Annotated in this window: 36 protein-coding genes; 3 read left to right on the top strand and 33 right to left on the bottom strand. The window is 58.0% G+C overall.

The window, feature by feature from the left end; all coding sequences use genetic code 11:
- Positions 1 to 53 precede the first annotated feature (53 nt).
- Positions 54 to 353, bottom strand: coding sequence for a DUF1330 domain-containing protein (locus tag VFQ24_11000; protein ID HET9178872.1), 300 nt, complete (start codon positions 351 to 353; stop codon positions 54 to 56).
- A 354-nt stretch (positions 354 to 707) separates the two neighbouring features.
- On the opposite strand from VFQ24_11000, the gene VFQ24_10995 reads away from it, so the two are divergent.
- The 3 genes from VFQ24_10995 to VFQ24_10985 all read left to right on the top strand — a co-directional run bounded on the left by VFQ24_10995 (position 708) and on the right by VFQ24_10985 (position 3403).
- A complete protein-coding gene (locus VFQ24_10995; protein ID HET9178871.1) occupies positions 708 to 1172 on the top strand; it encodes a hypothetical protein in 465 nt (154 codons plus the stop codon).
- A 32-nt stretch (positions 1173 to 1204) separates the two neighbouring features.
- Positions 1205 to 2185, top strand: coding sequence for a biotin synthase BioB (gene bioB, locus VFQ24_10990; protein ID HET9178870.1), 981 nt, complete (start codon positions 1205 to 1207; stop codon positions 2183 to 2185).
- Between the two features lie 63 nt (positions 2186 to 2248).
- Complete coding sequence (locus VFQ24_10985; protein HET9178869.1) at positions 2249 to 3403, top strand: 8-amino-7-oxononanoate synthase; 1155 nt, start codon at positions 2249 to 2251, stop codon at positions 3401 to 3403.
- A gap of 645 nt (positions 3404 to 4048) precedes the next feature.
- On the opposite strand, the gene rplQ is transcribed toward VFQ24_10985, so the two are convergent.
- The 32 genes from rplQ to VFQ24_10825 form a co-directional block, all read right to left on the bottom strand.
- The gene (gene rplQ, locus VFQ24_10980) at positions 4049 to 4516 is read right to left on the bottom strand and encodes a 50S ribosomal protein L17 (GenBank protein ID HET9178868.1); all 468 of its coding nucleotides are present in this window, start codon (positions 4514 to 4516) and stop codon (positions 4049 to 4051) included.
- 2 nt (positions 4517 to 4518) lie between these two features.
- Positions 4519 to 5544 carry a DNA-directed RNA polymerase subunit alpha gene (locus tag VFQ24_10975; protein ID HET9178867.1) on the bottom strand — a complete coding sequence of 342 codons (1026 nt, stop codon included), beginning with the start codon at positions 5542 to 5544 and terminating at the stop codon, positions 4519 to 4521.
- Between the two features lie 54 nt (positions 5545 to 5598).
- Entirely contained in the window at positions 5599 to 6228 is a 630-nt protein-coding gene (gene rpsD / locus VFQ24_10970; protein HET9178866.1) for a 30S ribosomal protein S4, read from the bottom strand.
- Positions 6229 to 6333: 105 nt separating this feature from the next.
- Positions 6334 to 6741, bottom strand: a complete 408-nt coding sequence (gene rpsK, locus VFQ24_10965) for a 30S ribosomal protein S11 (protein HET9178865.1) — start codon at positions 6739 to 6741, stop codon at positions 6334 to 6336.
- Positions 6742 to 6806: 65 nt separating this feature from the next.
- Positions 6807 to 7193, bottom strand: coding sequence for a 30S ribosomal protein S13 (rpsM, locus tag VFQ24_10960; GenBank protein ID HET9178864.1), 387 nt, complete (start codon positions 7191 to 7193; stop codon positions 6807 to 6809).
- An 84-nt stretch (positions 7194 to 7277) separates the two neighbouring features.
- Positions 7278 to 7391 carry a 50S ribosomal protein L36 gene (gene rpmJ, locus VFQ24_10955; protein HET9178863.1) on the bottom strand — a complete coding sequence of 38 codons (114 nt, stop codon included), beginning with the start codon at positions 7389 to 7391 and terminating at the stop codon, positions 7278 to 7280.
- Between the two features lie 93 nt (positions 7392 to 7484).
- Positions 7485 to 7706: a translation initiation factor IF-1 gene (gene infA, locus VFQ24_10950; GenBank protein HET9178862.1), complete on the bottom strand. Its 222-nt coding sequence runs from the start codon at positions 7704 to 7706 to the stop codon at positions 7485 to 7487.
- Between the two features lie 49 nt (positions 7707 to 7755).
- A complete protein-coding gene (gene map, locus VFQ24_10945) occupies positions 7756 to 8502 on the bottom strand; it encodes a type I methionyl aminopeptidase (GenBank protein HET9178861.1) in 747 nt (248 codons plus the stop codon).
- On the bottom strand, positions 8489 to 9151 hold the full coding sequence (locus tag VFQ24_10940; protein HET9178860.1) for an adenylate kinase: 663 nt from the start codon (positions 9149 to 9151) through the stop codon (positions 8489 to 8491). Before VFQ24_10940 ends, map begins: the two co-directional genes overlap by 14 nt.
- Positions 9152 to 9178: 27 nt before the next feature.
- Complete coding sequence (secY, locus tag VFQ24_10935; protein ID HET9178859.1) at positions 9179 to 10588, bottom strand: preprotein translocase subunit SecY; 1410 nt, start codon at positions 10586 to 10588, stop codon at positions 9179 to 9181.
- On the bottom strand, positions 10585 to 11031 hold the full coding sequence (gene rplO / locus VFQ24_10930; protein HET9178858.1) for a 50S ribosomal protein L15: 447 nt from the start codon (positions 11029 to 11031) through the stop codon (positions 10585 to 10587). Before rplO ends, secY begins: the two co-directional genes overlap by 4 nt.
- A gap of 11 nt (positions 11032 to 11042) precedes the next feature.
- Entirely contained in the window at positions 11043 to 11528 is a 486-nt protein-coding gene (rpmD, locus tag VFQ24_10925; GenBank protein ID HET9178857.1) for a 50S ribosomal protein L30, read from the bottom strand.
- Between the two features lie 15 nt (positions 11529 to 11543).
- Positions 11544 to 12041 (bottom strand): 30S ribosomal protein S5, encoded by a 498-nt coding sequence (rpsE, locus tag VFQ24_10920; GenBank protein ID HET9178856.1) that lies wholly within the window; start codon positions 12039 to 12041, stop codon positions 11544 to 11546.
- 18 nt (positions 12042 to 12059) lie between these two features.
- On the bottom strand, positions 12060 to 12428 hold the full coding sequence (rplR, locus tag VFQ24_10915) for a 50S ribosomal protein L18 (GenBank protein HET9178855.1): 369 nt from the start codon (positions 12426 to 12428) through the stop codon (positions 12060 to 12062).
- 25 nt (positions 12429 to 12453) lie between these two features.
- Positions 12454 to 12999, bottom strand: coding sequence for a 50S ribosomal protein L6 (rplF, locus tag VFQ24_10910; GenBank protein ID HET9178854.1), 546 nt, complete (start codon positions 12997 to 12999; stop codon positions 12454 to 12456).
- A 28-nt stretch (positions 13000 to 13027) separates the two neighbouring features.
- Positions 13028 to 13429, bottom strand: a complete 402-nt coding sequence (rpsH, locus tag VFQ24_10905) for a 30S ribosomal protein S8 (GenBank protein HET9178853.1) — start codon at positions 13427 to 13429, stop codon at positions 13028 to 13030.
- A 70-nt stretch (positions 13430 to 13499) separates the two neighbouring features.
- Complete coding sequence (locus VFQ24_10900) at positions 13500 to 13685, bottom strand: type Z 30S ribosomal protein S14 (GenBank protein HET9178852.1); 186 nt, start codon at positions 13683 to 13685, stop codon at positions 13500 to 13502.
- Between the two features lie 3 nt (positions 13686 to 13688).
- Positions 13689 to 14285 carry a 50S ribosomal protein L5 gene (rplE, locus tag VFQ24_10895; protein HET9178851.1) on the bottom strand — a complete coding sequence of 199 codons (597 nt, stop codon included), beginning with the start codon at positions 14283 to 14285 and terminating at the stop codon, positions 13689 to 13691.
- Positions 14286 to 14309: 24 nt separating this feature from the next.
- Entirely contained in the window at positions 14310 to 14645 is a 336-nt protein-coding gene (gene rplX / locus VFQ24_10890; protein ID HET9178850.1) for a 50S ribosomal protein L24, read from the bottom strand.
- Complete coding sequence (gene rplN, locus VFQ24_10885; protein ID HET9178849.1) at positions 14645 to 15013, bottom strand: 50S ribosomal protein L14; 369 nt, start codon at positions 15011 to 15013, stop codon at positions 14645 to 14647. The genes rplX and rplN overlap by 1 nt, the downstream gene beginning before the upstream one ends.
- On the bottom strand, positions 15010 to 15294 hold the full coding sequence (gene rpsQ / locus VFQ24_10880; GenBank protein HET9178848.1) for a 30S ribosomal protein S17: 285 nt from the start codon (positions 15292 to 15294) through the stop codon (positions 15010 to 15012). Before rpsQ ends, rplN begins: the two co-directional genes overlap by 4 nt.
- Positions 15295 to 15331: 37 nt before the next feature.
- Complete coding sequence (gene rpmC / locus VFQ24_10875; protein HET9178847.1) at positions 15332 to 15574, bottom strand: 50S ribosomal protein L29; 243 nt, start codon at positions 15572 to 15574, stop codon at positions 15332 to 15334.
- Positions 15575 to 15595: 21 nt separating this feature from the next.
- A complete protein-coding gene (gene rplP, locus VFQ24_10870) occupies positions 15596 to 16015 on the bottom strand; it encodes a 50S ribosomal protein L16 (protein HET9178846.1) in 420 nt (139 codons plus the stop codon).
- Between the two features lie 45 nt (positions 16016 to 16060).
- Positions 16061 to 16741, bottom strand: coding sequence for a 30S ribosomal protein S3 (gene rpsC / locus VFQ24_10865; protein ID HET9178845.1), 681 nt, complete (start codon positions 16739 to 16741; stop codon positions 16061 to 16063).
- A 75-nt stretch (positions 16742 to 16816) separates the two neighbouring features.
- Positions 16817 to 17164, bottom strand: coding sequence for a 50S ribosomal protein L22 (gene rplV, locus VFQ24_10860; GenBank protein ID HET9178844.1), 348 nt, complete (start codon positions 17162 to 17164; stop codon positions 16817 to 16819).
- A 28-nt stretch (positions 17165 to 17192) separates the two neighbouring features.
- On the bottom strand, positions 17193 to 17504 hold the full coding sequence (gene rpsS / locus VFQ24_10855; GenBank protein ID HET9178843.1) for a 30S ribosomal protein S19: 312 nt from the start codon (positions 17502 to 17504) through the stop codon (positions 17193 to 17195).
- 10 nt (positions 17505 to 17514) lie between these two features.
- Complete coding sequence (rplB, locus tag VFQ24_10850; protein ID HET9178842.1) at positions 17515 to 18342, bottom strand: 50S ribosomal protein L2; 828 nt, start codon at positions 18340 to 18342, stop codon at positions 17515 to 17517.
- 27 nt (positions 18343 to 18369) lie between these two features.
- Positions 18370 to 18675, bottom strand: a complete 306-nt coding sequence (gene rplW, locus VFQ24_10845; GenBank protein HET9178841.1) for a 50S ribosomal protein L23 — start codon at positions 18673 to 18675, stop codon at positions 18370 to 18372.
- Positions 18672 to 19295 (bottom strand): 50S ribosomal protein L4, encoded by a 624-nt coding sequence (gene rplD / locus VFQ24_10840; GenBank protein ID HET9178840.1) that lies wholly within the window; start codon positions 19293 to 19295, stop codon positions 18672 to 18674. The genes rplW and rplD overlap by 4 nt, the downstream gene beginning before the upstream one ends.
- Positions 19296 to 19333: 38 nt before the next feature.
- Positions 19334 to 19975 carry a 50S ribosomal protein L3 gene (gene rplC, locus VFQ24_10835; GenBank protein HET9178839.1) on the bottom strand — a complete coding sequence of 214 codons (642 nt, stop codon included), beginning with the start codon at positions 19973 to 19975 and terminating at the stop codon, positions 19334 to 19336.
- 56 nt (positions 19976 to 20031) lie between these two features.
- Complete coding sequence (gene rpsJ, locus VFQ24_10830; GenBank protein ID HET9178838.1) at positions 20032 to 20361, bottom strand: 30S ribosomal protein S10; 330 nt, start codon at positions 20359 to 20361, stop codon at positions 20032 to 20034.
- 10 nt (positions 20362 to 20371) lie between these two features.
- On the bottom strand, positions 20372 to 20828 hold a 457-nt coding region (locus tag VFQ24_10825), incomplete at its 5' end, for an EF-Tu/IF-2/RF-3 family GTPase (protein HET9178837.1).

Here is a 20828-nt window from a genome sequence, read left to right as displayed (position 1 = left end):
GCCCCTTATTTTAACTCCCTGCACACCGCTCTAAAAAACCGTGCTTTCCGTCTCTACGCTTGCGCCTTCAACTCCTTCGCCATCGCAATGTAGCCGCCTTCGGTTGACTCGAGGCGAATCTGCCTCACTGGGCCGTAGGCCGGGTCGTTGTACCAGTTGCGGGCCGCCTCCGCCGAAGGGAACTTCAGCACCACGGTCACCTTGCGCGCCTGGCCCTCCAGGGCCTCACTTTCAAAGTCGGCCGCCAGCACCTCCGCTCCGTGCTTCTGGAGCAGCGGCATCACCCCGGGCCCGTAGTCCTCAAAGCGTTTGGGATCGGTAATGTCATAACCGGCTATCACGTAAACAGCCATCGTTTCTCTCCCATTGCAAAGTTCATGCGGCCTAATGCAGAGCGCGCATTCCTCCATCGCCGCCGGCATAGCTCTGCCGCTCGTTTCCGGAAATGTGGGAAACCGATTGTAAACATGCTCCGCCACTCAAATGCAAGGGAGATACGATGAAGGCCGAATTGTACTGGGCGAAGCAGACGAGGCAGGAGCCTTCTGCCAATCCATAGACAGAAGGCAGTTGGCAGTAAGCAGATAGAGCAAACCATTGCCGCTACCTTTTCACCTGACTGCGAAGCCGTGCCATAATGGCATCTGCAATCGCGAGAGGCTTCAGCACATAAAGCGGCTATTTCGATGCGAGACATCACAGACATAATGGACCATTACAGAGTAGTGGCCAGGTCTGTGTGGAACTTCGGTTTTTCGGTTATAGACGAGCTGCGGAACTGGGATTCGCGCGACCATTTCGATCAGATCGAGAAATTGGTGTTTAAGGCCCTGGTAGATGCGCGGCTGGCAAACGAGCACGCGTGCGATCTTGCCACTGTGCCCGAGCATGAGTATCACATCGTGCCTCAAGGGGTCGGTCCTGTACCTATCTTGATTCAGTGTCCTCGGGAAGGCGACCGGAACCGATACTGGGACGACCCGGTCAAAGAGGTGAAGGCATCAGACGCCGAGTTCCATTTTCTGGACTTTTTTGATTGGGACCAACTGGGCTACGCCGATTTCCAGTATTATCGGGTTCGTATCGTGGCCTTTCCTTCGAAGCCGCACCTGGTTGGTCGAGAGGCGCTGATTGAGCACAAGAACGCGAGAGTGGTTCTTGACGTGGGGTAGCCTAATCCGGCTGGCATGAAAGGAAAAAGCTTTTGAAATCTGCGACGACACGCTCAGCGCACAGCCAGGCCTTCCGGCATGACTGGACCAAGGACGAAATCCGGTCCATCTACCATCAGCCGCTTCTCGAGCTGGTGTTTCAGGCGCAGCAGGTTCATCGCCAGCACCACAATCCGCAGGAAGTACAATTCTGCCGGCTGCTTTCCATCAAGACGGGCGGCTGTCCGGAGGATTGCGGCTACTGCCCGCAGAGCGCGCATTACGAAACGGGCGTGGAACGCGCCGCCCTGATGGATGTGGAAGCCGTTCTGGCCAGGGCGCGCGAGGCCAGAAGCGAAGGCTCCACGCGGTTCTGCATGGGGGCGGCGTGGCGCGAAGTGCGCGACGGCAGTGACTTTGACTCAGTGCTCGAAATGGTAAGCGGCGTCGCGGCGCTCGGCATGGAAGTCTGCTGCACTCTCGGCATGCTGACCGAGGGACAAGCCCGGCGCCTGGCCGAGGCCGGCCTCACCGCCTACAACCACAACCTGGACACTTCGCCCGAGTTTTACGGCAACATCATCACCACGCGCAATTACGATGATCGCCTGCGCACGCTCGATCACGTCCGCCGGGCGGGCATCACCGTCTGCTGCGGAGGCATCATCGGCATGGGCGAAAGTGATGATGACCGCGTCGGCCTGCTGCACCAGCTTGCCTCGCTCGATCCGCATCCCGAAAGCGTGCCCATCAACATGCTGGTGGCCGTCGAGGGCACGCCGCTCGCCAACGCCCACCCCGCCGACCCGCTGGCGCTGGTGCGGTGCATTGCCACAGCGCGCCTGCTGATGCCTGCCTCAATGGTGCGCCTGAGCGCCGGCCGGCGGTTACTCTCGCGCGAGGCCGCAGCATTGTGCTTCCTGGCTGGGGCCAATTCCATCTTTACCGGAGAAAAACTGCTGACCACGCCCAATCCCGAGTTCGATGAGGACCATCAGTTGTTCCGCGATCTCGGTTTGCGGCCTATGGCCTAGAGTAGCGGCGGTCTCGCCGGGGCGGGACCCCAATGCACCGACGTAAAATGAGTCTGTTTGGGTATGAAAAAGCTGGACACCATCTCGGCTCTCGACAGCCTGCGGGCGGAACTCGAATCGCTCGCAGCGCGGCAGGAGCTTCGACGGCTCGGCCGGATGGAGGGCGTCAATCTTTGCTCTAACGACTATCTCGACCTTTCGCGAGACCCCAGGCTCGCCCGCGCTGTCGCGGCCGCGCTTGTATCTGGCAGCCCCGTGGCCTCCACCGGCTCGCGCCTGCTTAGCGGCAACGCAGCGGCCTGGGAGGAACTGGAATCAGAGTTCGCGCGCTTTATCGGAACCGAAGCCGGGCTCTTTTTCAGTTCCGGCTATGCGGCCAATGTGGGACTCCTGACCGCCATCCTGCGCCCCGACGACACGGTCTTTTCAGATGAATCCAACCACGCCAGCCTGATTGACGGCATTCGCCTTTCGCGCGCCCGCAAAGTGATCTTCCCTCATCTCGATCTCAATTTTCTGCAAGACGCATTGCGGCGATGCGACACCGCCGGCCGAAAATTCATTGTGGTGGAAAGCCTCTTCAGCATGGAGGGAGACCGCACGCCCTTGCCGGAATTGCTCTCGCTGGCTGATCGCTTTGGCGCTGACCTGGTGGTGGATGAAGCGCATGCGACGGGCGTTTTCGGGCCGCGTGGACGGGGCCTCGTGGCCGGCGCCGGCATCAACGCGCGCGTGCTTGCCTCGGTCCATCCCTGCGGCAAGGCCCTGGCTTCTGCCGGAGCATTTGTGTGCGGCACGGATACGCTGAAGCAATTCCTCGTCAACCGGGCGCGCACCTTTATCTACAGCACCGCCCTGCCGCCCTACTTCGCCGCCCAGATTGGGAAAGCGGTCGAAATCGCCGCCGAGGCCGACGCCGAACGCCGCCGACTTCTGGCGCTGGCCGGCTTTTTCCGCGGCCGATTGCAGGAGGCCGGATTCAATACCGGCTCGAGCGATTCGCAGATTGTCCCCATACTGCTGGGTGGGAATGACGCCGCCGTCCATTACGCCCGCGAACTCTCGCGCCACGGCTTCGCCGTCCGCCCCATCCGCCCGCCCACTGTCCCCCAAGGCCAGTCCCGACTGCGTCTCTCAGTGACCACAAAGCTTTCAGAAGAAATCCTCAACCGGCTGGAGAAGGCGTTGTGGGCCGCCCGTGATGCTCACCACGCCTAGGCTAGCACAACTCGCCAAAAGTGCGTCTGCCGATAGGCCGGCGGAAACATTCGAGGTGGCCACAGTGGCTGCACCTCATTACACCCGGACGACCTTTATCGCCCCTGCTGCCCCGCTCCTGGGGCCTGGGGCCGACCCAGCAAGGCGATGTGCCGTTGCTATAAAACCTCCCGCGAACATACGTGCCGACGCCACAAAACCGGCAGCGAATGCCCACCGATGACGATAACGGGGCGGGGTCGGGCCGGAGTTTTCGCACGACACTGTCAATCAGATCAAACAGCGCGGCAGCGTCAGGCAGGCAATTGGTCTCCTTCTCGATGACACATTTGACGACTACGATTTTCGCCCACTGCATGTCGGCGTCATCGAGGAACATTTTCTCGAGTTCGAACTGCGGCTCGTGGATATACAAGCTGCGTCGAACGTCTCGAAGTCGTAAATTTTCCTCCTGTCGTAACGAAATCTTAGAAGGAGCGAGGAACGGACCTTAGTTATAGAGGAAATACAGATGCACTAGCGCTGCAGAAAGGAAGAGCAGGCGAACCGCTGGGCAGACCGCGAATCGTCCGGTTCCGTCCAGGAGTAAATCAACCCGCCAGCAGATTCGACACAATCGGAGCGAGGCAGCAGTTCTGAGTTTCGCTACTCTTCCGCTTTTGGCGGCAATTCCGGCTGTTGGGCGGCAGCTTCCTCCGCTGCTTTCTTACGTCGCTCGGCCCGCTTCGCCCGGAGTTCAGCGCGCTGCTGAAGGACCTGGTTTCCGACCAGTTCCAGCACGGCCGTATCAGCTCCGTCGCCGCTTCGCCAGCCCGTGCGCACGATGCGGGTATATCCGCCGTTGCGCGACTCGTAGCGCTTCGCAATATCTCCAAAGAGCTTCTTCACCGCCGGAGCGCTCAGTGAATAGCTTGCCGCCAACCGGCGGGCGTGGAGGTCGCCTCGTTTGCCCAGGGTTATCATGCGCTCCGCAGCGGCCCGCGCCTCTTTGGCTTTGGGAAGGGTCGTTTCTATCCGCTCCTCCAGGATCAGCGAAGTCACGAGGTTTCGCAGAAGGGCCCGCCGGTGCTCGGTGTTCCTGCTAAGTTTTCTTCCGAAATTACGATGCCGCATCGCTAGCTTTCCTGTCCCCAGGCTGGCTGGTCTGAAGGCGGCTGGCTGGCCAATGGCAGGGGATTGCCCCTTTCGTCAAATTTCATGCCCAGTCCCAGGCCCATCGCCGTCAGGATTTCCTTGATCTCATTCAGAGATTTCCGGCCGAAGTTCTTGGTCTTCAGCATCTCCTGCTCGGACTTTTGCACCAGCTCTCGAATGGTCGAAATGTTCGCATTCTTCAGGCAGTTGTAGGAGCGAACTGAAAGTTCCAACTCCTCAACCGAACGGTCGAGATTCTCGTTATACACCGTCGAAGGTTTCTCCTCCGAGATCTCCTCAGAAATCGTCCCCTCCTCGAAATTGATGAAGATGCTCATGTGGTCTTTGAGGAGCTTGGCCGCGAGGCCAATCGCATCCTGGGGAGTAACGGCGCCGTTAGTCCAGACGTCGAGCGTGAGCTTATCAAAATCCGTCATTTGCCCGAGGCGTGCGGCTTCCACCGCGTAATTGACCTTGCGGATCGGAGAGTGTACCGAGTCAACCGGGATATACCCGATCGGAAGGTCTTCATCGAAATTCTTTTCTGCAGAAACGTACCCTCTTCCGTTCTTCACACGCATCTCAATCCGCAGGCTGCCACCTTCGCTGACCGTTGCGATGTAAGCATCCTTATCCAGGATTTCGATGTCCGCGTCCGGCTGGATCATGCTCGAGGTCACCTCGCCCGCATTGCTCACCTCCAGCGTAAGAGTTTTCGGACCCTCGACGTTCATCTTCAAAGGAATTTGTTTGAGGCTGAGGATAATGTCCGTTGCATCTTCCACCACACCGGGGATGGAAGAGAACTCATGCATCACCCCCTCGATTTTGACCGCGGTAATCGCCGCCCCCTCAATCGATGAAAGAAGAACACGGCGAAGCGCGTTGCCAATGGTTGTGCCGAAACCGCGCTCGAAGGGCTGTGCAGTGAACTGACCATACTTGTCGGTAAGAGTATTTGTATTACACACAAGCCGCTTGGGCTTTTGAAAACCTTTCCAGAGCATATTGCCTTCACCTCCCTGGAAGCGCCGCCGCCTCCAGCGCTATCATCAAATTAGTTATTTCGAATAAAGTTCGACGATCATCTGCTCCTGAATCGGGAAATTGACGTCTTCGCGTTTCGGAACAGAGACCACCTGGGCCTTCAGATTTTCCCGATCAAGCGCCAGCCACGGCGGCACGCCGCGATTCCCTGACAGATCGAGCGACCGCTGGATGGATTCCAACTTGCGGCTCTTCTCCCGGACTCCGATCTCCTGGCCGGGCACCACATGGAACGAGGGGATGTTTACCTTCTTTCCTGACACCTGGATGTGCCCGTGGCGTACCAGTTGGCGGGCTTCGGCGCGCGACGTGGCCAGACCGAGCCGGTAAACGACGTTGTCCAGCCGCTGTTCAAGGTTCAGCAGCAACGTCTCGCCCGTAACACCCTTGCGGCTCACAGCTTTTTCAAAATAGTTGCGAAACTGGTTCTCGAGAATCTGATAGAGCCGCCGAACCTTCTGCTTTTCCCGGAGTTGAATTCCATACCCCTGGGGCTTCGGACGACGCGATTTTCCGTGCTGGCCTGGAGGAAAGTTTCTCTTTTCAATGGCGCACTTGTCGGTCAAACAGCGCTGGCCCTTCAAAAAGAGTTTCTGCCCCTCCCTGCGGCAAAGCCGGCATACTGCTTCACGATATCTTGCCAAATAACCCTCCTGTACCTTCCCATCCCGGACTGGGGAGATCGATCAACTGATTTCCTGCCCCGGAGCATTACCCCAGCCCCTTCATGCCCATAGATACGCTAAAGCTTACACGCGACGCCGCTTGGGCGGGCGGCAACCGTTGTGAGGAATCGGTGTAACATCTTTGAGTTCCCGAACCTCCAAGCCGGACGCAGCGAGCGCACGGATGGCAGATTCGCGACCCGCACCCGGCCCCTTCACTCGAACCTGCACGCTACGCATGCCGTGGTCCCGAGCGGCGCTAGCCGCCCGCGCGGCCGCCTGCTGAGCCGCAAACGGCGTACCCTTGCGCGAACCGCGAAAGCCAAGCGCGCCGGCGCTTGACCAGCAGATTGTTTTCCCGTCCGGATCCGTAATACACACCATCGTGTTATTGAAGGTCGCCTGGATGTGCGCCACTCCGTGAGGAACCACCCGCTTTTCGCGTTTCTTAACACTCTTCTTCTTACCTGGTTTAGCCGCTGCCTTCGCCATAATCCTCCGTCAAAAATCCTGCCACGGCATCGATTTTCCTGCCGAGGCCGCTCAGCCTGCCAACCCTAAGTCTTTGCCGCCGCCTTCTTCTTATTCGCAACCGTGCCGCGGCGCGGGCCTTTGCGCGTCCGGGCATTGGTGTGGGTCCGCTGTCCGCGGACAGGCAGATTACGCCGGTGTCGCATGCCGCGATAGGAGCCAATTTCAATCAGCCGCCGGACATTCAACGCGACCTCTTTTCGAAGGTCGCCTTCAACGCCGCCTTCCTCCTCGATGATTTGCCGAATGTGCGTCACTTCCTCTTCAGTCAAATCCTTCACCGGTTTACCGGGGTCAACGCCCGCACGGCCAAGGATGGAGAGCGACCTGGCGCGCCCAATCCCGTAAATATAGGTGAGGCCAATTCCAACCCGCTTCCGGATCGGCAAATCGACCCCTGCTATACGTGCCATAAAGGACCTCCAAGTGAGTCAAACATAACGGCCTGCTCCCGAACAGAATCTAACGGCCGGGATCAGGAATCGCAAACACCCAACCTAGCCTTGGCGCTGTTTGTGCTTTGGGTTTTCGCAAATCACCCGCAAAACCCTGCCACGTCGCACGAACTTGCACTTGGAACAGATTTTCTTCACAGAAGAGCGAACTTTCATTCCTGGCCTCTTTTTTCGTAACAGATGACATGAGGAATTGCGATCCAGCCGTAAACGGCGCGAGAGCCGCAGGTTCGAGATGTGCGCCATCCTTTATTTGTACCGATAGACAATACGGCCTCGCGTCAAGTCATAGGGTGAAAGCTCAACAGCAACCTTGTCGCCCGGCAGGATCCGGATGAAGTTTTTCCGCATCTTGCCAGAGATGTGAGCCAGAACCTTGTGCTTGCCATTTTCGAGCTCGACGCGAAACATGGCATTCGGGAGCGATTCAATAACTGTCGCCATCACTTCAATCGCTTCTTCTTTGGCCATATACCTTTTTCTTTGTCTTAACAGCGGCCCACAAGCCTTCGCTCCCCCGTTACAAGCGGGTCAAAACATCGGGACCATTTTGCGTCACGGCGATCATATGCTCAAAATGCGCTGAAGGAGCGCCATCGACCGTGACAGCCGTCCACTGGTCGTCCAGAATCCGCAATCCGGGACCGCCTACATTAACCATAGGCTCAATCGCCAGCACCATTCCCGCCTTCAGCGGCGGGCCGTAACCTGGCGGTCCAAAGTTCGGTATCTGGGGTTCTTCATGAAGCTGTCGGCCGATTCCGTGGCCCACAAACTCCTTCACGACTGAAAAACCGCTATTGACAACATGCTGTTCCACGGCGGCCGAGATGTCTCCCAGCCGGTTTCCCACGCGCGCCTTGTCAATCGCCAATTGCAGTGATTCCTCGGTCACGCGAAGAAGCCTTTGGAGCGGTTCCCTTATCATCCCCACGGGGACCGTCATGGCAGCGTCGCCATAGTAGCCGTCGATGATCACACCTAAATCGAGGCTGACGATGTCGCCTTCGTTCAAACGGCGGTTTGAAGGAATGCCGTGAACAATCTGCTCGTTCACCGACACGCACAGGCAACACGGGTACCCCCGATAGCCTTTGAAGGCCGGCTTTGCTCCCACCCCGGCCAGACGCCGCTCAACGAACTTCTCGAGCTCCATGGTTGTGACGCCGGGCTTGGCCTGTTCACGCGTCTCTTCAAGGATCTCTCTCACCAGCCGTCCGCTCCGGCGCAACTTCTCTATTTCCGCCGCCGACTTACAGATAATCATGTGTCTTCACGAGGCTCAGGAGCGTTTCTGTGATCGCCGCCGGCGCCCCGTTTCCATCCACCTGAAGCAAGGTGTCCTTCCGCTGATAATAATCAATCAGCGGCAAAGTGTCCTGTTCATACGCCTTCAGGCGGATCCTGATGGCGTCCTCGTTGTCGTCCGCCCGCTGGACGAGCCGGCTTCCATCCCTATCACAGATGCCGACGTGACCTGCAGGATTGAAGTAAACGTTGTAAATCTCTCCGCAGGCCGGGCAAGTCCTACGACCCGTGAGCCGCTCGATCACTGAATCGGCATCCACCTGAATGTTCAGAACCAGCGGCTCGCCAAGGCCGACTCTTTCGAGCATGGCGTCAAGGAATTTTGCCTGAGCGATGGTTCTTGGAAAGCCGTCCAGGATTGCGCCTTCCTTGCAGTCAGGCCGGCCCAGCCGTTCTTCCACGATCGGGGAAATTACCTCATCCGGAACCAGTTCTCCTTTATCCATCTTAGCCTTGGCAGCCAAACCAAGGCTAGTTTTTTTCCGTGCAGCCTCCCGAAGGATATCGCCGGTTGAGATGTGCGGAATACCCAGTTCCCTGGCAACCGCTCGCGCCTGGGTTCCCTTGCCGGCGCCTGGGGGGCCCAGGAAAATGAGGATCTGCGCCATCGTTCGCCTTCTTTGCGTTCAGTGCACTCACGAGGCAGCGCGACGCCCCCGAACACGCCCCTTCTTCAGAAAACCTTCGTAGTGCCGCATGATCAATTGCGCTTCAACCTGCTGGATGGTGTCCATTGCGACACCCACCACGATCAGCAACGAGGTGCCGCCAAAATAAAAATTAATATTCAAGCCGTGAAGAAGCCAACCAGGAAGATTTGAGTCAAACCATTGCCCCCCCAGCCAGACCGGCAGATGGTTCACTCGCAAGCCGGCAAGCATCACTTCCGGAATCAACGCAATCAACGCAAGGTAAAGACCGCCTACCCATGTAATCTTTGTCAGAACGTCGTCCAGATGGTCGGCCGTCCGCTTGCCAGGGCGAATGCCGGGAATGAATCCTCCCTGCTTTCTCACGTTATCCGCAACCTCGTCCGGGTTGTATATGATTGAAAGGTAGAAGTGGGCAAAGAAAATAATCAGGACGACGTAAGTCAGCGTATAAAGGGGCTCGCCCCAGCCAAATGCCGTCTTGAACCAGCCCAGGACTTGGCCGAAAGCTCCCTGGCTTCCAGAAAACAGCGCGATCGTCTGGGGAAAAGTCAGAATAGAGACCGCAAAGATGATGGGCATCACTCCGCCACTGTTCACCTTGAGCGGAAGGTGCGTGGATACGCCTCCAAGAACTTTCCGCCCCACAATCCGTTTTGCGTACTGGATCGGAATGCGGCGCTCTCCACGCTCGACGAAGACAATGAACGCCACCACGACCAGCATGAAGACTAAAAGCACAAACACGATTGGAAAGCTCCAGGTCCGCGTGACGAAAACCTTCTGATACAGGTTCGCGATCGCCGTCGGAAGTCCGACGACGATGCCGGCAAAGATCAGAAGAGACATGCCGTTGCCGATTCCCCGTGCGGTAATCTGCTCGCCCAGCCACATCACGAAAACCGAGCCGGTGGTCAGCGTAAGGACGGTACTCAGAATGAAGCCCAATCCGGGGTGGCTCACCAGCGGGAGATTCGCGCTGGTCTCTCTTTGCAGAGCAATCGCAATGCCGAAGGCCTGAAACATGCTTAGGCCCACGGTCATCCAGCGCGTATACTCCGTAATCTTCTTGCGACCGAGTTCGCCTTCTTTCTGGAGTTTTTCGAGGGTGGGAGAAACCACGCCCAGCAACTGCAGAATGATGGATGCCGTGATGTACGGCATAATCCCCAGGGCAAAGACCGTGAGGCGGCCCAGGCTGCCTCCCGAAAACATCGAAAGGAGTCCGAACAGTGTATTACCCAGGCTGCTCAAAGCCTGGGCCAGGACGTCGGGATTGATCCCTGGAGTGGGAACAAACGATCCCAGGCGATACACCGCCAGCATAAGTAGCGTGAACAGGATCCGTTTCCGCAGGTCCGGAATCTCAGTAAGGCTTTTGAGATTCTCCATCATGCGGAGATTACCTCCGCCTTCCCGCCGGCCTTGGCAATCTTTTCTTCCGCCGATTTCGAAAACTGATGCGCTGCAATTTGAAGAGGAGCGCTCAACTCACCCCCTCCCAAGACTTTAAGCCCATCGTGCAGCCGTCCGATAACTCCGAGCTGCTGAAGCAGCTCCGGCGTCACTTTTTCCTTAGGGTCGAGCTCTGCGAGGTCACCAAGGTTCACGATGGCGTATCGCTTCTTGAAAATGTTGGTGAACCCACGCTTCGGCAGACGGCGGTGCAGTGGCATCTGGCCACCTTCGAATCCCGGGCGCATCCGCATCCCGGAGCGCGACCGTTGACCTTTGCTGCCTCGGGTCGCCGTCTTCCCGTGTCCCGATCCCATGCCCTGGCCAATCCTCTTGCGGCGTTTATGAGCGCCGGCGGGAGGCCGAAGTGTTCCAATCTGCATGGCCATAGCGTCTACTGCTTACCTTTCCTGGACTTCGATTCTTTCTGGGCCGAGGCTGCGGGTTTCGCCAGTGCAGCCTTGCGCTTCGGCTTCTCAGATCCCTTCGCTACCTTGCCGGGAGACGAAGCGGCCGCACGAGTTTTTGCCGGCGTCGCTTTCTTCGCGGGAGCCGTACTCTGTAGCTCGGCATCCGCAGCCGCCGCGGCAGGCTCATTCTCAGCAACGACCCTCGGAGGCCGGGCCGCAACCGCGGGTTCCGCCGGAATAATCCTGTACTCAGGCAACTCAGTCCACGCAGGGGCCCCCGGCGGCTCGACCACCTCTACCAGATGGGATATTTTTGCAACCAAGCCGTGGAAGTGGGCAGTGTCGGGCCGTTCAACCACCTGGTTCAAACGGTGCAGCCCGATGCTCCTGACGATCTCCTTCTGCTTTCGCGTAAACCCAATCCCGCTCCGGATCCACTTGATATGAATTGTTCCGGTTTTTTTTGGCACGATCTTTCTGCCTCCCTAAATTTCTTCCACTTGCTTCCCACGCAACGCAGCGACATCCTCAGTAGTCCGGAGGCTGAGGAGCGCCTCCATCGTGGCTTTGACAACGTTATGCGGGTTCGTCGTGCCGAGTGATTTGGTCAGAACGTTCTGAATTCCGGCAGCCTCCACCACCGCACGGACCGGCCCTCCGGCAATCACGCCTGTACCGGCTGCGGCGGGCTTCAGCAGGACCCTGCCAGCGCCGTAGTGGCCCACCACAGCGTGCGGAATCGTGGTTTCAGTAATGCGAACCTTGTGCAGCGATTTCTTGGCAACCTCGATTCCCTTGCGGATGGCCATTGGCACTTCTCGCGCTTTGCCGGTGCCAAAGCCGACGTAGCCGTTGCCGTCACCCACAACCACCAAGGCCGAAAAGCTGAGGTTCTTTCCGCCTTTTACTACCTTGGTGACACGATTGATGGACACGACCTGGTCTTTCAGTTGTAACGTACTTGGATCTATCTCAACAGCCAAATTGCGCTCTCCTTCGCGTTAAAACGTCAGTCCGTTCTGCCTGGCTTCGTCGGCCAGCGCTTTGACGCGCCCGTGATAGGTATACCCCCCCCGGTCAAAAACAACCCGGGCAATTCCGACATTCTTCGCGCGTTCCGCCAGCGCTTTTCCAACCACCTTGGCCGCCGCGATGTTGCCGCCACTCTTCAGGGTCTTGCGAATGTCCGCATCACACGTCGATGCGGATATCAGAGTACAGCCTCTGGCGTCGTCCACAATCTGCGCATAAATGTGCTTGAGCGACCGAAACACGTTGAGCCTTGGAGCTGACACGGCGCTCCTCACCCGGCGCCGGATGCGCTGATGAACTCTCTGGCGACGAACATTTTTTGAAACTTGAGTCAACATGCCGTCTGCTATTCCTTCCTGCAGCCTACGCCTTGGCAGCTCCTGCAGCCGCCTTGCCAACTTTCTTCTTCAGCCGCTCGCCGGTGTACCGCACCCCTTTGTTCTTGTAGGGATCGGGGGGCCGCAAGCCGCGAATCCTGGCAGCGGTCTGCCCCACCAGGCGAGCATTGACTCCCTTGATGACCAGGTGAGTCTGCTTTTCAACACTGACGGAAATTCCTTCAGGAATCGGGAAGTTAACCGGGTGGGAGTAGCCCAACGCCAGCACGACCGACTTGCCGCTTACCTCAGCGCGATAACCGATTCCAACAATGTCAAGGTGCCTTTCAAAGCCTTTGGTCACGCCTTCAATAGCGTTGGCGACTTCGGCGCGAACCAATCCTCGCAACGCCGTCTGGCCCTCTTTCTCCATCTGAGCCAGGTATGTCCCATCCTGCCTCTCGAGCCGAATCCCGCGCGGAAGAGGGACCTGAAGGGTCCCCTTCGGTCCCTTGACGGTCACAACATTTGCTTCCGCCTGCAGCGTCACGCCGGACGGGACCGCGATCGGCTTTCGACCAATTCTTGACATAAACCTTAGCCTTGCCCGAAGTTCGGGCCTACTCCACGTTGCAAAGAATTTCTCCGCCCACCTTGGCGTGGCGTGCCGCTTTGCCGGTCATCACACCCCGGGGCGTCGTCAGAATGTTCACACCCAACCCGCCAAGCACCTTGGGCACTTCACTGGACCCAACGTAAACACGGCGGCCAGGCCTCGAAACACGGCCAATCTTCGTGATCACGCTGCAGCCATTCGGCGCATAGCGAAGGAAAACCCGCAGGTTCTGCTTCTTCTTCTCTTCCGAGACCTTGTAGTTGCTGATATAACCTTCTTCTTTCAGCACCCGGGCAATCTCGATTTTCAATTTTGAGGACGGCATATCCACTCGTTGATGCCGGGCGCGAAGCCCGTTGCGAATTCGCGTCAGCATGTCAGCGACCGGATCAGAAACTGCAGACATATCGCTCCCGATTCAATTAGCTCGTCGCAGCTTTGTTACCTACCGCTACGACCGCTTTATTCAAATCCAACTACCAACTTGACTTTACAACCCCAGGGATGTCTCCCTGCAGAGCAAGCTTGCGGAAACAGAGACGGCACATCTCAAACTTGCGAAGATAGCCGCGCGGACGGCCACAGATGCGGCACCGGTTCCGGTGGCGGATCTTAAATTTCGGTTTCCGAACTAATTTTGCCATCTGGCTTGTACGAGCCACTGCTTATCCTCCTGCCTGCTCTTTCACGTCTTCCTGCGCAGCCTGGCGGCGCTGGGCTTCAGCGCGGAACGGCATCCCGAGATGTTTCAGCAGGGCCAGGGCCTCAGCATCGCTTCGCGCATCGGTTACAATGGAAATATTCATTCCCTTGACCTTCTCAATCTTCCCGTACTCCACTTCAGGAAAGACCAGTTGGTCCCGCAACCCCAGCGTGTAACTGCCCCTTCCGTCAAAAGCTCTTGTCGAGAGGCCGCGAAAATCACGTACGCGCGGCAGCGCCACGTTCACCAGGCGATCGAAAAACTCGTACATACGGTCACCGCGAAGCGTGACCATGGCCCCGATCGGCATGTTCTTGCGCAGCTTGAAATTAGCAATGGATTTTTTCGCCCTGGTCACCACCGGCTTCTGGCCGGCTACCTGTCCGAGTTCGCGCGTGGCAGCGTCCAGAATTTTGACGTTCTGGATGGCCTCACCCAGTCCCATATTCACTACAATCTTGTTCAGCCGGGGTACCGCCATGCGGTTTGGATACTTGAACTCTTTCATCAAGGCCGGAAGCACTTCCGTCTGGTATTTCTGTTTTAATCGCGCTGCCATAATCGCCTGGTCTTCCTCAATCTTCTAACTGTCGAGCACCTTTCCGCACTTGGTGCACTGGCGAACCTTCTTGCCTTTTTCGCCTCCCGCCATGCGCTGATGGCGGACCCTGGTAGGGCCGCACTCAGTACAGAGAAGCGCCACGTTTGACACGTGAATTGGGCCTTCCTTTTCCAGGATCCCACCCCGAATCTGCTTGGAGGGGTTCGGCCGCGTGTGGCGCTTGATCATGTTGGCATGTTCCACAAAAACCTGCCCCTTGCGCGGCACTACGCTCAACACGCGCCCCGTCTTGCCTTTATCGCGTCCGGCAATCACCTGGACCTGATCATTCTTGCGGATATCCAGCGCCACTCCCATTACAGGACCTCCGGAGCAAGGGAAACAATCTTCAGAAACTTTTTCTCGCGCAGTTCGCGGGCCACCGGTCCGAAAACACGAGTCCCCACCGGCTCCCCGGTGTCGTTGATCAGCACCGCGGCATTTTCGTCAAACCGGATGTAACTTCCATCCCGCCGCCGCTGCTCTTTCCTCATGCGAACAATCACCGCCTTCACAACCTTTCCTTTCGGGACAGGGCTTTCCGGCGCAGCTTCTTTCACAGAGGCTGTAATCACGTCGCCCAGCCCGGCCTGCAGCCCCACGCTTCCGCCGAGGGGCAGGATGCAGGAAAGCTTGCGGGCGCCGGAATTGTCGGCCACCTGCAAAATCGTACGCATCCCGATCATGCGTTTTCCTCCGGCATCAGGCCGACTTGAACGGCCTTGGAAATAACCTCCACCACCCGCCACCGCTTCCGCCGGCTGAGCGGACGGGTTTCCTCAATCCGCACCGTATCGCCGGGCTGACACTCACCCCTCTCATCGTGAACCAGAAACCGCTTCGATTTACGGGTGACTTTCTTGTAAAGAGGATGCATTATGCGTCGATCAACAGTCACCACGACGGTCTTCTGCATCTTGTTACTGCTGACCACTCCGATTTTTTGCTGCCGCGTGTTATTCAGCATTACCCATCGTCCTTGTTGCTATGCCCTGATCTTTCCGTCAGGATTCCTTCTGAGCGCCCAGCCTCAGGTCCCGCTCCCGCTGTACCGTGTGCACCCGGGCGATTCCTTTTCGAAGCTGTCGGATAACAGGCAGAACGTCACCCTGCCCGCCGATCAACTGGAACCGAAGTTTCAGCATCTGCTGGCCGAACTGGACTCGATTCGTTTCGAGCTCTTTGTCGGTCCACTCCCGCATGTTCTCGGCGGGCCATTTCCACTTCTTGTCCTTTTCGAGCTTCACGCCATGGACTCCTTCATACGATCAATGCGCCGTTTCCAGCCGGGTTACAAACCGCGTTGGCAGAGGCAGCTTGTCACTCGCCAGCCGGAACGCCCGCCGGGCTTCCGCCTCTGGCACGCCTTCCATCTCAAACAGGATCCGGCCGGGCTTCACGACGGCAACCCAAAACTCAGGCGCGCCCTTCCCTTTACCCATACGAGTTTCGGCAGGTTTCTTGGTCACCGGCTTGTCCGGAAAAACGCGAATCCACAACTTTCCACCGCGTTTGACAAAGCGCATGATGGCCACTCGGCTGGCCTCGATCTGGCGGTCCGAAATCCATCCAGCTTCAAGCACCTTCAGCCCATAATCGCCGAAGGAAACCGTGGCGCCCCGCCAGGCCTTCCCAGCCATCCGGCCGCGCTGCTGCTTCCGGAATTTCACCTTGCTCGGCATCAACATAAGTCATTCACCTTCAATCCCATGTACGGGGGACATCGGCTGGATTCAGGCAACCGGGCGGTCGACATTCTCAGCCTTTGGTGTCGGCCGGCGCCGCTGCTCAAGAATCTCGCCGTTATAAATCCAGCACTTCACGCCGATCACGCCGTAAGTGGTCCTGGCTTCCGCCAGTCCGTAATCGATGTCAGCCCGCAGCGTGTGCAAGGGAAGCCTTCCCTGCAGATACCATTCCGTCCGCGCAATTTCCGCCCCGTTCAATCGCCCACCAACCCGCACCTTGATCCCCTTGCACCCAAAACGCAGCGCGGAGTCCACAGCCTTTCGCATCGCGCGTCGGAAGGCAACGCGCTTTTCAAGCTGCAGGGCAATCGATTCCGCCACTAATTGTGCGTTCAGTTCAGGCCTGTGAACTTCCTGAATATTAATCGGCAGCACCTCGCGGCCCGTCCTTCTTTGGACTTCCTGGCGGAGGCGGTCAATTTCCGCTCCTTTTCGTCCGATGATGATGCCAGGACGCGCCGTATGGATCGAGATTTTCAGCTTGTTGCCCGGACGTTCCACTTCAATTGAAGACACGCCGGCGCTTTTCAGCTGGGCCTTAAGCTGCCGCTTCAGTTTCAGGTCTTCATGAAGCAGGTCCGCATAACCCTTCTTGGCAAACCATCGCGACTTCCACGTCTTGATGTTGCCAAGACGAAAACCGTATGGATGAACTTTTTGACCCACCAACAACCTCCTCAGTCGATCCCCATGCCGTCCTTCTGAATCATCGCGGAGGAGGACGGCCGCTCCCCCAAAGCGTTACTCCTTCGGCTCCGGCGATTCAACCACCAGCGTGATGTGGCTCATCCGCCGCTGATACCGATAGGCACGACCCATCGGAGCCGGCCGGATGCGCTTCACCCTCGGGCCTTCATTCACGTAGGCCTTCGCAACCACCAGTTCATCGACATCCACCGAATCTGACTTCTGCTCAGCATTGGCAATTGCAGACTCGAGGACCTTCAGCACTTCCTGCGCCACACGCTTCTTGGTAAAGCGAAGAGTATCGAGCGCCGCGTTCACGTTCTGCCCTCTGACCAGGTTGACAACCAGCCGGGCCTTCTGCGGCGAAACTCTCAAATACTTGCTTGTTGCTCTCGCTTCCATGGTTGGTTCCAAACCCTCGATTCTCGATTCAAGCCGCTGGCCTTGGAGCAGGGGCCGGAGATGCGGTGCGTTCAGTCGCCGCTTTCACGCTGTGCCCCTTAAACGTGCGCGTGGGGGCAAACTCACCCAGCTTATGCCCCACCATATTCTCGGTGACATAGACGGGGATAAATTTCTTGCCATTGTGGACAGCAATCGTATGACCGACCATTTCAGGAACGATCGTCGAACGCCTCGACCAGGTTTTGACCACCTTCTTTTCGAACCGCCGGTTGAGCAGTTCGATCTTCTTGATGAGGTGATCATCAACAAAAGGCCCCTTTTTAAGCGATCTCGCCAACCTTCCCTCCCTATTTCTTCTCGCGCCGCCGGATAATGAACCGATCAGTCCGCTTGTTCTGGCGCGTCTTGTATCCCCGCGTGGGCTGGCCCCATGGCGTCACAGGGTGCCGGCCGCCGGAGGTCTTCCCTTCTCCTCCGCCGAGAGGATGGTCAACCGGGTTCATCGCCACTCCGCGGACCGTTGGCCGTATTCCCTTCCAGCGTTTTCGCCCGGCCTTGCCGATTGTGATGTTCTCGTGATCGAGGTTGCCCACCTGGCCGATGGTGGCCACACAATCAATGTGAAGGCGCCGAACCTCCCCTGATGGCAGCCGGACCTGAGCATAATCACCTTCCTTGGCGACAACCTGCGCGCTGCCGCCGGCGCTCCGGACAAGCTGTCCGCCTTTGCCCGGGCGAAGTTCCAGATTGTGCACCGTGGTCCCAAGGGGAATATTCTTCAGGGGCAGCGAATTGCCCACGACAATGTCGGCCTCGGGGCCGGCCAAAACCTGGTCGCCCACCTTCAATCCCTGTGGGTAGAGAATGTAACGCTTCTCACCATCCACGTAGTGCAGCAACGCGATAAACGCTGAGCGGTTCGGATCGTACTCGATGGTGGCCACTCGCGCCGCAATTCCCACCTTGTCTCTCTTAAAGTCGATCACACGATAATGCCGCTTGTGCCCTCCGCCCCGGCGCCAGATGGTGATCCTTCCCTGGTTGTTGCGCCCGGAGATGCGGTCTTTTGGTTCCAGAAGGGGCTTATGCGGCGTCGAGGACGTCAGCTCTTCAAAGCTTGATCCGGTCTGGTACCTTCGTGTTTTTGTGTACGGTCTGTAGGTTTTAATTCCCATTGTTCCGCTCACCCTTGAAGCAGCATATTACACGGTCTCCGCGTACTCAGGAACCCGGGTCCCCTCCTTCAGTTTGACGTAAGCCTTCTTCCAGTCCGGCCGCCGTCCGCTAGTCCACCCGCGCCGGCGCAGCTTCCCCCGGAAGGAAGCCGTTTGGACCGATTCGATCTTGTCGTGAAGCTCCACAAACATCTCTTCAACGGCCTGCTTGATTTCGTTCTTGTTGGCAGTGCGGTCCACCTGAAAGCAGAGGGTTCGCGAGGCATCCTTTAAGCCAACACTCTTCTCGGTAATGATGGGTTTGCGAAGAATCTGCTGACCCGTCTTCTTCATCGCAAAGCCTCCTGCAATCTCGTCAACGCCCCTTCAGTAATCAGCAGCCGGTCGTGGCTGAGGATGTGGTACGCTTGAACGTCGTGATGCCGCACCAGGTCGCAACCGGCGATGTTCCGGGAAGATAATTCCAAGTTGCGGTCTCGCGTGTCATTCACCACCAGCGTTCCAGGCCCAACATTCAACTTGCCAAGGGCTGCGACAAATGACTTTGTCTTGGGCTGCTGAAGGCTCAGGTGGTCCACCACCGTCATTTTATTGTCCTGGAACTTCGCCGCCAGGGCCGATCGCAGCGCGCCCGCCAGAATCCTTTTCGGAAGCTTGATCGCGTAATCGCGCGGCACAGGCCCATGAGCAATCGATCCGTGGCGCCACAAGCTGCTCCGTATACTGCCTGCCCGGGCGCGCCCGGTTCCCTTTTGCCGCCAGGGCTTCTTGCCTCCGCCGGAGACTTCGCCCCGGCTCTTGGTTGAGTGCGTGCCCCCCCGCTGACCGGCCAGATAGGCCCGAGTCGCCTCCCAGAGCAGGCTGCCATTCGGCTTCGAGGCAAATACCTCATCCGCAAGCTCAAGGTCTTTCACCTTCGCCCCTTCCAAGTTTTTTACTTCCACTGTTGCCATGTGGCTGACCCTTTTTCTATCCGCAGCCTCGCCCAACTCTACTTGTGCGGGGCCTTCGCCTTTCGAACCATGATGTAGCCGCCGTCGGGCCCCGGAACAGCGCCCTCGACCAGAATGGCGTTATCTTCCGGCAGGACCCGCACCACGCGAAGATTACGCACCGTGACTTGGTTGACGCCCATGTGTCCCGCCGCGCGCATACCTTTGAAGACCCGCGAAGGGTATGAGGATGATCCAATAGAACCCGGCGCTCGATGGAACATCGATCCGTGCGCCGCGCCACCTCCGCCAAAGTGATGCCGCTTGTGAAACCCGGCAAATCCACGGCCCTTGGAGGTGCCAATCACATCCACGGTGTCGTTGGCCGCAAAGATGTCCGCAAGTACCTTATCCCCAACCTTGATATCTGCGGATTCCTCATCCAATCTCACTTCCCGAAGGAAGCGGGCCGGGTTGGCGCCGGCGCTTTTAAAGTGCCCTTCCTGCGGCTTAGTAACCCGCCGGGGAGGGGGAACCTCCACCAGGCCGATCTGGGCCGCTTCATACCCGTCATTTGCAGAGGTCTTCCGCTGGATCACGACGCAGGGGCCCGCCTTCAGGACGGTCACGGGAACCACATCCCCGTTTTCCCCGAAGACCTGCGTCATCCCCAGCTTCTTACCCAGAATCGCCTTCAGCATATTGACTTCGCCGCACTAGAGTTGCGATCGAGCCGATACGTGGCCCGGCCAGGCAACTACTTTGCGTGCTCCTTCCCGAATGCTTTGATCTCGATGTCCACACCGGCGGGAAGGTCCAGTTTCGTCAGCGCGTCAATCGTCTGCGCTGTCGGCTCCAGAATATCCACCAGCCGCTTGTGGGTTCGGATTTCAAACTGTTCGCGCGACTTCTTGTCCGAGTGGGGCGATCGAAGAACGCAGTATTTATTCTTCACCGTAGGCAGTGGAACGGGTCCCGCCACCTGCGCCCCGGACCGCTTGGCGGTTGAAACAATATCCGCCGCCGACTGGTCCAGCACCCGATGATCGTAAGCCTTCAGACGAATTCTAATTTTCTGATGAAGCATTTTCACTCGCTTATTGAATGACATCGGTTACGGAGCCGGCGCCGACGGTATGGCCGCCTTCGCGGATGGCGAACCGCAATCCCTTCTCCATGGCGATCGGCGTAATCAGCTCGATCTCCATACTTACGTTGTCCCCCGGCATCACCATTTCCGTCCCCTGCGGCAGCGTCGCCACTCCTGTCACGTCCGTCGTCCGGAAATAAAACTGCGGCCGGTAGCCCGAGAAAAACGGCGTGTGCCGTCCTCCCTCTTCCTTGGTCAGAATATAGGCCTCTGCCTTGAACTTCGTGTGCGGCGTGATCGATCCCGGTTTCGACAGCACCATCCCGCGCTCCACGTCATCCTTTTCCGTCCCCCGCAGCAGAACGCCGATGTTGTCCCCCGCCTGCCCTTCGTCCAGCAGCTTTTTGAACATCTCCACGCCCGTCACCACCCGCTTGAACGGCTCCGGCCTCAATCCCACAATC

The organism is Terriglobia bacterium (assembly GCA_035712365.1).
GTDB lineage: Bacteria > Acidobacteriota > Terriglobia > UBA7540 > UBA7540 > SCRD01.
This window is presented reverse-complemented; position numbering and strand designations above follow the sequence as displayed.